Source organism: Rubrimonas sp. (genome assembly GCF_036788415.1).
Lineage (GTDB): Bacteria > Pseudomonadota > Alphaproteobacteria > Rhodobacterales > Rhodobacteraceae > Rubrimonas.
On sequence record NZ_DAIQNN010000102.1, the window covers coordinates 1 to 8794 of the forward strand.

Below are 8794 nucleotides of genomic sequence, written 5' to 3' on the forward strand. Positions count from 1 at the left end.
GTCCCTCTGCCTCTACCCGTGGATCAAGAAGGTCATCGGTTAAGCGCGCTGGTATAAGGGGCTGGAGGCCGAGCCCAGTGGGCGGCCACTCGCACGGAGTGTTCGACCGCGGCTGCATCCACTACCCGACCGCGGCCACCGTCCGCGCGGCGAGAAACCATCCCGTCTCCGGCGCGCGCAGCAGCGCGTGGAACGGCCCAGCCATCGCTATTGATCGACTACGAACCCGTCGCGGTGCGCGCGCATCGATACTGGGCGGGCGATGGCTCCGCTCGAGCGGGCTTGCGAGTTCAGCGCAACCCCGAGCCCAGGACCCCCCGGAATGGCAATGAAGCCGTCACTCGGCTGTGGCGCACCTGCGACCAGAGCCTCGCCCGGGACCTCGATGCGCCCGGCCTCGTCGGGTTTGCCGGGCCATTCCTGGATGGCGAAATTCGGCGTCGCGGCGACAAGGTGGAGGCACGCCGCCAACGACACGGGCGATAGGGGGTTGTGCGGCACGATCTGGATGTCGAATGCCTCGGCCAACGCCGCGATCTTGCGCGCCCCCGTGATGCCCCCGCACAGGCAGACCGAAACCCTCGCATAGGCCATCGCCTGCCGCGCGATCAGCGGCTGGAAGTCGAACAGCGATGCAAACCGCTCGCCCGTAGCGATCGGCGTCGGGACACGCTCAGTCAGCGTCGCCAGCGCGTCGGGGCTTTGCGGTGGCGTCGGATCCTCGACGAACAGCGGTCGCAGGGGCGCGACCTCGTGGCAGAAGGTCTGCGCCTCGGCTGTGGTCAGGCGGCGGTGCAACTCGACGCACAGATCTACGTCGTTCCCCAGCGCCGCGCGCAGATCGCCCAGCAGCCGGATGGCGTTGTCGATCTTGCCCGCGTGGGGGCGCCAGTACGGCTCGCTGCGATCCTCATCGAGGAAGGGGTTGAGGTGACCGATCGCGGTGAAGCCCGCGTCCTTCAGGATCAGGCACCTCTCCAGCATCTCCGCGCCGGTCGCCGCCTTGACGTGGGCGTAGACGCGCGCCTCGCGCCGGATCGGGCCGCCCAGCAGGGTGTGGATCGGCGCGCCGAGCGCCTGCCCCTTGATGTCCCACAGGGCGATGTCGATGGCCGAGATGGCCCCGCAGATCGCGGCGCCGCGGAAATGGCCGAAGCGATGCATCAGCTGCCAGTGGTGCTCGATAGGGCCGGGATCGCGGCCGACGAGGTAGTCGCCGAACTTGGCGACGGCCGCCGCCGCCGCCTCCAGATGCCCCCAGGCTCCGCATTCGCCCGTGCCGGTCAGGCCCGCGCTGGTCTCGATCTCGACGTAGAGGAACCTGTCGATGAGGCGGGGCGTCACGCGAGTGATCGTCATGGCGTCGGCGAGAGCCGCTGTTTCGGCGACGGCGTGGCTGGTGTCAGGGCTCATTTTTGCAATCCTTATGGCGTATATCGGGTGCGTGCGTCGAGGCGCCGGGCCCGTGGGTCGGGGCGCGGTACAGCCGACAGCAAGGCGCGCGTGTACGGATGCTGCGGTTCGACGCAGACCTCGGCGGTCGACCCGATCTCGACGATCTCGCCCTGCCGCATCACGGCCACGCGGTCGCAGAAGTACCGGATGACGCTGATGTCGTGGCTGACGAACAGAAAGCTCAGCGACATCCGCTGCTGGATGTCGAGTAGCAGGTCGAGCACCTGTGCGCGCAGGCTGACGTCGAGCGCCGAGGTCGCCTCGTCAGCCACGATCAGGCGCGGACGGGGCGCCAGCGCCCGGGCGATGCCGATGCGCTGGCGCTGGCCGCCGGAGAAGGCGTGCGGATAGCGCTCCAGCACCGCAGGGTCGAGCCCGACGAGAGCCAGCAACTCCTCGATCCGGGCCCGGATCTCGGCGCGCGGCCAGCCCAGATTGTGCAGTGGCTCGCCGATGATCTGCTCGACGGTCATGCGCGGGTTCAGCGAGGCGTAGGGGTCCTGAAAGATCATCCGCATCTCGCGCCACGCCGCGCGTAGCTCGGCCCGGTCGAGCGCGGTCAACTCCATCGTCGCGCCGTCGGCGCCGACATAGTCGATGCGCCCGGCCGTCGGCGCGATCATGCACATCGCCATGCGGCCCAGCGTGGTCTTGCCCGAGCCGCTCTCGCCCACAATGCCCAGCGTCTCGCCCTGGTAGAGCGTCAGAGACGCGCCGCGGACCGCATCCACGGTCTCCTTCCGCCTCGAAAAGAAGCCCTTTCGCACATTGAACTGCTTGCTAACGCCCTGGACGGTCAGGATGGGTGCGCCGCCTGCCGGCCGAACGGGCTTGGTCGGCGAGGGACGCTCGAGGCGTCGGGCTGTCTCAATCAGCATGCGGGTATAGGGGTGGCGCGGGGCGTGAAAGATCTGCTCGACCGGGCCGTTCTCGACCGCCTTTCCGCGATACATCACGCATACATCGTCGGCGATCTCGGCGACCACGCCCATGTCGTGCGTGATGAACATGACCGCCATGCCGCGGTCGCGCTGCAAGCCTTTCAGAAGATCAAGGATTTCGGCCTGCGTCGTCACGTCGAGCGCAGTGGTCGGCTCGTCGGCGATCAGGATCTCCGGCTCGCCAGCCAGCGCCATGGCGATCATTGCGCGTTGGCGCATTCCGCCTGAATACTCGAAGGGAAAGCGATCGATCGCCTTTTCGGGCTCGGGAATCTCGACCTGGCCCAGCAGTTCGATGATGCGCGCGCGCCGCGCCGGTTTATCAAGGCTGGTGTGCAGTTCGAGCACTTCGTCGATCTGGCTGCCGATGCGGTGGACCGGCGACAGCGAACTCATCGGCTCCTGGAAAATCATCGCGATGGTGGCGCCGCGCACCCTCCGGATCGCCTCGCCGCGCGGATCGAGGACCGCGAGGTCGACTGGCGGCCCCCCGACCGGCGACAGCGCCATCGTCCCGGCGGTCACGCGGCCCGGCGCGGGCACGATCTGCAGGATCGACCTGGCGGTGACGCTCTTGCCCGACCCGCTCTCGCCCACCACGCATAGCGTGCGGCCGCGATGCAACGTGAAGGACACGTCGTCGACGGCCCGCAGCGACCCGGTGCGCAGAGCGAACTCCGTGGTCAATCCGCGTACGTCGAGCACGATCTCGCCTGCGCCCACGGCCTCTGTCGACAGCGTCAGGGGGCGATTCATGTCAGCCCCCATAGGGATCAGCTGCATCGCGCAGCCCGTCGCCGAGGAAGTTCATCGCCAGCACCGTGATCACGACCGCCACGCCGGGCAGAAGGAGCCACGGCGCCGAGGCGACCGCACGCACGTTCTGCGCCTCCTGCAGCAGCACGCCCCAGCTGATGACAGGCGCGCGCAGTCCGATGCCGAGGAAGCTCAGCGCCGTCTCGGCGAGGATCATCGACGGGATCGCCAGCGTCAGCGTCGCGATGATGTGGCTGGCGAAGGACGGCGCCATGTGCCGCAGGATCACGCGCATCTCCGGCGCGCCGTCTAGCCTTGCCGAGGCGACGAAATCCTCCGTCTTGAGCGACAGGAACCGCCCGCGCACCTCGCGAGCGAGCGAGGTCCAGCCGATCAGCGAGATCAGCACCGTGACCGCGAAATAGACCGTCAGCGGCGACCACGTGGCGGGGATCGCCGCGGCAAGACCCATCCATAGCGGGATGGTCGGCAACGCCTTGAGGAACTCGATCACGCGCTGGATAACATCGTCGACTGCGCCGCCGTAGTAGCCCGACACGCCGCCGAACACGACGCCGAGCACCAGCGACACGGCCACGCCGACCAGCCCGATCGACAGCGACACCCGCGCGCCATGGATCACGCGGCTCAGCATGTCGCGCCCCAGCCGGTCCGCGCCGAGCAGGTAGAAGGGCTTGCCAGCCTCCAGCGGGCCGATCAGCCGGTGCGACAGGGTCACGACGCCGAGAAACTCATAGGGCGCAGTCCGCACGAACAGGCCGATTGGTATGGGCTTGCTCTCGTCGGCGACGAAGACGCGGCGCACGGCCTGCGGTTCGATGGTCACACGGTAGTCGGTCACATGGGGCAGGAAACGCAGGCCGTCGTCGTCGCGCATGAACAGCGAGACCGACTGGGGCGGCGCATAAGTATGCCTTGTCGACGTGGCGCCCGGGTCCTTCGGCGCGATGAAATCGGCCAGCAGCGCCACGAGATACAGCGCCGCCGCGATATAGAGACAGGCATGGGCGAGCCGGTGCTTCTTGAACTGCCACCACATCAACCGCCACTGGCTCGCGGTCGCGAGGGCGGCGGTGGCCGGCGGGTTGTCCTCGGGCGACCATGCGGCGGACGATTCAGCCATACTGGATCCTCGGGTCGAGCCAGGCGAGCAGCAGGTCCGAGATCAGCGTGCCGATCACGGTCAGCACGCTCAGGATCATGATGAAGCTGCCGGCGAGGTACATGTCCTGCGACTTGAGCGCGATTAGCAGCACCGGCCCCGTGGTCGGCAGGTTCAGCACGATCGAGGTGATGGCCGCGCCCGAGACCAGCGTCGGGAGCTCCCACCCGACCTGGCTGACGAACGGGTTGAGCGCTAGGCGCACGGGGTACTTCAGCAGCAGGCGCCGCTCGGGCAGCCCCTTGGCGCGGGCCGTCTCGACATAGGGCTTGTGCAGTTCGTCAAGCAGGTTGGCGCGCATGATGCGGATCATGCCGGCGGTGCTGGCCGTTCCGATGATGATGACCGGGATCCAGAGATGGGCGAGGAAGTCGAGGAACTTGGCCATGCTCCACGGCGCATCCTCGAACTCGGGGCTGAACAGGCCGCCCACGCTCTGCCCGAACCACGCGAGCGATATCCACATCAGCACCAGCGCCAGCAGGAAGTTCGGCACGGCTAGGCCGATGAAGCCCAGAAAGGTGAAGGCGTAGTCGCCAAGCGAGTACTTGCGCACAGCGGAGTAGACGCCGATCGGAAACGCCACGACATAAACGAATATCAGCGAGCAGAAGGTGACGAGGAAAGTCAGCCCGATCCGGCCCCACAACACGTCGGACACCGGGCGCTGAAACTGGAACGACCAGCCGAAATCGCCACGGGTCACGATGCCGGTGATCCAGTGCAGATACTGCTCCACCATGGTGCGATCCAGCGCATAGCGTTCACGCAGGCGCTCGATCTCGGCGCCGCTGACGGCGCCGCCGTCGGACTCCAGCGTAGCGATGTAGCTGTCTAGAAAGTCGCCGGGAGGCAGCTGCACGATGATGAACGACACCAGCGAGATCGCGATCAGCGTCGGGATCATGTAGAGCAGCCGGCGCAGGAGATAGCGGCCGAGCATGTCAGCGCTCCGTCGGTTCCGGGGGCGGGAAAGGGCCATGCGCCCCGGCGTTCGAAGCCGGGGCGCGCGCCGTCAGTTGGCGTAGTACCAGGTCGGCGGGTTGTTCGGACCCGGCGTCGCGAACCAGTAGGAGCCGATCATGGGCTCAGGTACATTGCGCATCCGGTTGCTGATCACGCCGTAACCCGATCCCTCAGCGCCCACGCCGATGGAGAAGAAGTTCTCCGCAGCGATATCAAGAATTTCGCGCATCATGTCGAAGCGCTTCTCTGCATCTGGCTCTTGACCCATCATGCCCCACAGATCGAGCTGGCGGCGGACGCTTGCCGGTGGTTCCTCGCCAGCCGCGGCCCCGCGCCACCAGTCGTACCACGGCACGCCGTAGTGCGAGGAGTGGTGCACCGGGATCCAGTTCGACGGTTGTAGGATCGCGTCGCGCGAACCGCTGGAGAAATCGTTCACCGCGACGTCATGCTGGTTTGCGGCCGTCCGGGTGCGCTGGAGCGAACGCTCCACGACGTCGGTGCGCACGTCGAGACCTAGCGCCGACCAGTAGCCGGCGACGAGTTCGGCGACGTCCGCGTTCGCCGGCTTGTCGGCGGACACGATGATCTGAAAGCGGATCGGGCTCCCGTCCGGACCGAGGCGCAGACCTGCTGCGTTGCGCTCCGCAAAGCCTGCCTCGTCGAGCAGACGATTGGCGAGGTCCACGTCATACTCTAGATGCTGCGTCGCCAACCTTTCGTTGTAGAGCGGCGGATAGTCGGCGCGCACCGCAGTCTGCACCGGGATGGCCTGCCCGATGTATACGAGGTCGATGATCGCCTGACGGTCGATTCCGTGGCTCAGCGCCTCGCGAAACCGCCGCTCATTGAAGATCGCCCGCAGCGTCGGATCGGTATGTGTCATGTTGAAGGCGAAATCGGCAAAGTTGCTCTCGGCCGACAGCAGTTCAAACAGACGGTAGTTGCCGCGATCCTGATTATCATACAGCACGGAACGATTTTCGGTGGTGTTTATCCGCGCCGCAATCATGTCTATCTCACCCGCAATGGTCTTGAGAAGCAGCACCTGCATGTCCTGCGCCACCTCGAACACCACACGGTCGAAATATGGTAACTGGTTCCCTTCGGTGTCGGTCTTCCAATAGAAGGGGTTGCGCTCCATCACCATGCGGCTGCCGTCGCCGAATGGCGTGATGACCCGCCAAGCGTTCAGCGTCGGCTTGTCCGGGTTGAAGTAGGTCTCCGAGCGCAACGTGAACAACTCGTGCCATGTCGAAACGCCGGCTTCGCGCATCGCGCGATCAAGATCGGGCCCGCCGTTGTCGATGTGAAACTGCGCCATGTAGTGACGCGGAAAGCGCGTCAGGTAGTCGCCGCCGAGGAGAGAGGTGACTTGCGCCATCCCTTCGAGGAACCGCGCGTTGGGCGCAGGAAACGTCACCCGCGCGGTGAGGTCGTCCATCTTCTCGATCTTCCCTGGCCCCTCTGCGGTCAGCATCCATGTTGGGTACCCAGGCAAGTCAGGATGGGCCATTACCGCGTCAGCGTAGACAAGGTCGTCGGCAGTGAACGGGGCGCCGTCCGACCAGCGCATCCCTTCACGCAGTTGAAAGACGTATTCGGTGGCGTCGTCATTGACGGCGTAGGACTCGATTATGTTTGGTACGACGTCGGACCAGTCCGGCGCCCAGTTCACGATCATGTCGTAACCGACGGTGCGTAGATTCCAGTTCTCTGCGCTGGCGCGCGCCCCGGTTCGCCATGTCCCGCCGTAGACGCCGACGCTGTCCAGCGGCGTCAGGACCAGCGGTCTGTTTGGCAGCCGCTCCTTGAGCGAGGGCAGCGCGCCCGACGCGACCATCTCGGCCAGCATCGGCGCTTCCTTGCCGTTGGCCAGCGTGACCGAAGCCGGCGACGCCAGCAGTGCCGCCAGCCCTGCGCCGACGGCGACAACCTTCCAGTTGTGCAGCATGTCGTTTCCTCCGCAGTGGGGCGATCTCTCGCGGATCACCTCAGCAATGAGGTTGCCTGCCACCGGCCATGCGGGTCAAATGCTGAAATGGTTCTTATCCATAATCTGGAGGCATGGCCGATGCTGTCGCTTCGCGAGATGGAAGTCCTCCACGCCGTGCTCGCCACGGGTGGCATGAGCGCCGCAGCGCGGCAGCTGCGCATCTCCCAACCAGCCGTCAGCCGGGCGGTCGCCGCTGCTGAACAGCGGTTGCGTGTCCAGCTGTTCCTGCGGCAGGGTAACCGCCTGGAGGCTACGGCCGAACTGGAAGAGCTGCGCGGCAGCATCGGGCGAATCTTTCGTGACATCGACTCGCTCAAGCGGTTCTGCGGCTTGCTCGAGCACGGTGCCGGACGCGTTCTCCGCATCGCGGCTACGCCTTCGCTCGCCAACGCCTTTATCCCTCACGCCGTCGCTGCGGTGCGCGCGCGATTCTCGCACCTGACCATTCACGCCAAGATCCGCGAGCCAGGGCCAATTCAGGAGGCGGTGGCGCGGCGCGACTTTGACCTCGGGATCGTCTACCACGAACATCGCTCGGCTCCGGTCAGTAGCGCCGATACTGTTTCGGCTCCCGTCGTCTGTCTCATGCCGGAAGGCCATCGCCTCGCCGCGTTGGCAGACATCGGTCCGGCGGACCTGAGGGGCGAGACGCTGATCTCATTCGCGCCATCGTCCACAATCGGCACCGATCTCGACCGTCTGTTCGCCGAGCACGGTCAGCGCCGCGACGTGGCGATCCAGATCGGCAATGCGTTCATGGCGGCGCCCTTCGTACAGGGCAGACTTGGCGTCGCGCTGGTCGATCCTTTCATTCTCGGGAGCCCCACAGCGGCTGGGCTCGTGGCGCGGCCGTTCCTGCCGCGCCGTTTGGTGACGCCGCGGATCGTATGGGCAGTTGACCGCCAGTTGACGGCTCCCGAGCGCTGCCTCGCTGACGCGCTGCACGCCCACGCGCTGCGTTGGGCAGACGAACATCTGGCTCCGATTTGGGCAGAAGGTTGTCCGGGTCTGCACCCGGCCGCGACAGTTCGGCAAAAAGATTGAAATTCGAGGGCCGATCGCTTAATTCTACAGGTGGTTGATTTTTTGATGATCTGGCTCCGAGCTACTGTTTCTATCTTGATACGTGCTTGGCCGCCTGCGTCGCAGGTGCGTCTTGAATTGGAACTGCAACACTGAGCGGCAGTCGCTGGAAGCGCTCGATCACGTTAGCTTGTCCCTGGCGGCGACGATTTCGACAGACGGGATTGATCGAGCCGCGGATGATCGGCGAGGAGCGAAGATTGCACGTTCGCTTTCCGCCAGTAGTCCGCAATGCCGTGCAGAGGCGGTGAAGGTCCAGAATCCGCACTGAGTGACCGTGCTGGCCCCACCGGCAAGGTACTCGACGCGCCTCGAAGGAGGGGCTGCCCGCTCCCGGGGTCGCCGGCACGTGCTCCCGAAGAACGAAGCCGCTTCCGCGGCATTGGCGCCCGTCGGCATCGTAGGACCCTGACC

At 65.9% G+C, this 8794-nt stretch carries 6 protein-coding genes; 1 reads left to right on the plus strand and 5 read right to left on the minus strand.

Annotated features, from left to right (window positions below; translation table 11 throughout):
- Window positions 1–207: 207 nt before the first annotated feature.
- The 5 genes from V7Q31_RS15655 to V7Q31_RS15675 form a co-directional block, all read right to left on the minus strand.
- Complete coding sequence (locus V7Q31_RS15655) at window positions 208–1344, minus strand: enolase C-terminal domain-like protein (protein ID WP_333834795.1); 1137 nt, start codon at window positions 1342–1344, stop codon at window positions 208–210.
- A gap of 80 nt (window positions 1345–1424) precedes the next feature.
- A complete protein-coding gene (locus V7Q31_RS15660; RefSeq protein ID WP_333834796.1) occupies window positions 1425–3119 on the minus strand; it encodes an ABC transporter ATP-binding protein in 1695 nt (564 codons plus the stop codon).
- 34 nt (window positions 3120–3153) lie between these two features.
- Window positions 3154–4296, minus strand: coding sequence for an ABC transporter permease (locus V7Q31_RS15665; protein WP_333834797.1), 1143 nt, complete (start codon window positions 4294–4296; stop codon window positions 3154–3156).
- The gene (locus V7Q31_RS15670; RefSeq protein ID WP_333834798.1) at window positions 4289–5278 is read right to left on the minus strand and encodes an ABC transporter permease; all 990 of its coding nucleotides are present in this window, start codon (window positions 5276–5278) and stop codon (window positions 4289–4291) included. The genes V7Q31_RS15665 and V7Q31_RS15670 overlap by 8 nt, the downstream gene beginning before the upstream one ends.
- A 72-nt stretch (window positions 5279–5350) precedes the next feature.
- A complete protein-coding gene (locus tag V7Q31_RS15675) occupies window positions 5351–7255 on the minus strand; it encodes an ABC transporter substrate-binding protein (protein WP_333834799.1) in 1905 nt (634 codons plus the stop codon).
- Window positions 7256–7375: 120 nt separating this feature from the next.
- Between V7Q31_RS15675 and V7Q31_RS15680 the strand changes: the two genes are divergently transcribed.
- The gene (locus tag V7Q31_RS15680; RefSeq protein WP_333834800.1) at window positions 7376–8341 is read left to right on the plus strand and encodes a LysR family transcriptional regulator; all 966 of its coding nucleotides are present in this window, start codon (window positions 7376–7378) and stop codon (window positions 8339–8341) included.
- Window positions 8342–8794 lie beyond the last annotated feature (453 nt).

What these genes read in the sequence shown, in the direction of transcription:
- V7Q31_RS15680 (WP_333834800.1), top strand. Translation starts at nt 7,376, where the DNA reads ATGCTGTCGCTTCGCGAGATGGAAGTCCTCCACGCCGTGCTCGCCACG.
- V7Q31_RS15670 (WP_333834798.1), bottom strand. Translation starts at nt 5,278, where the DNA reads ATGCTCGGCCGCTATCTCCTGCGCCGGCTGCTCTACATGATCCCGACG.
- V7Q31_RS15665 (WP_333834797.1), bottom strand. Translation starts at nt 4,296, where the DNA reads ATGGCTGAATCGTCCGCCGCATGGTCGCCCGAGGACAACCCGCCGGCC.
- V7Q31_RS15675 (WP_333834799.1), bottom strand. Translation starts at nt 7,255, where the DNA reads ATGCTGCACAACTGGAAGGTTGTCGCCGTCGGCGCAGGGCTGGCGGCA.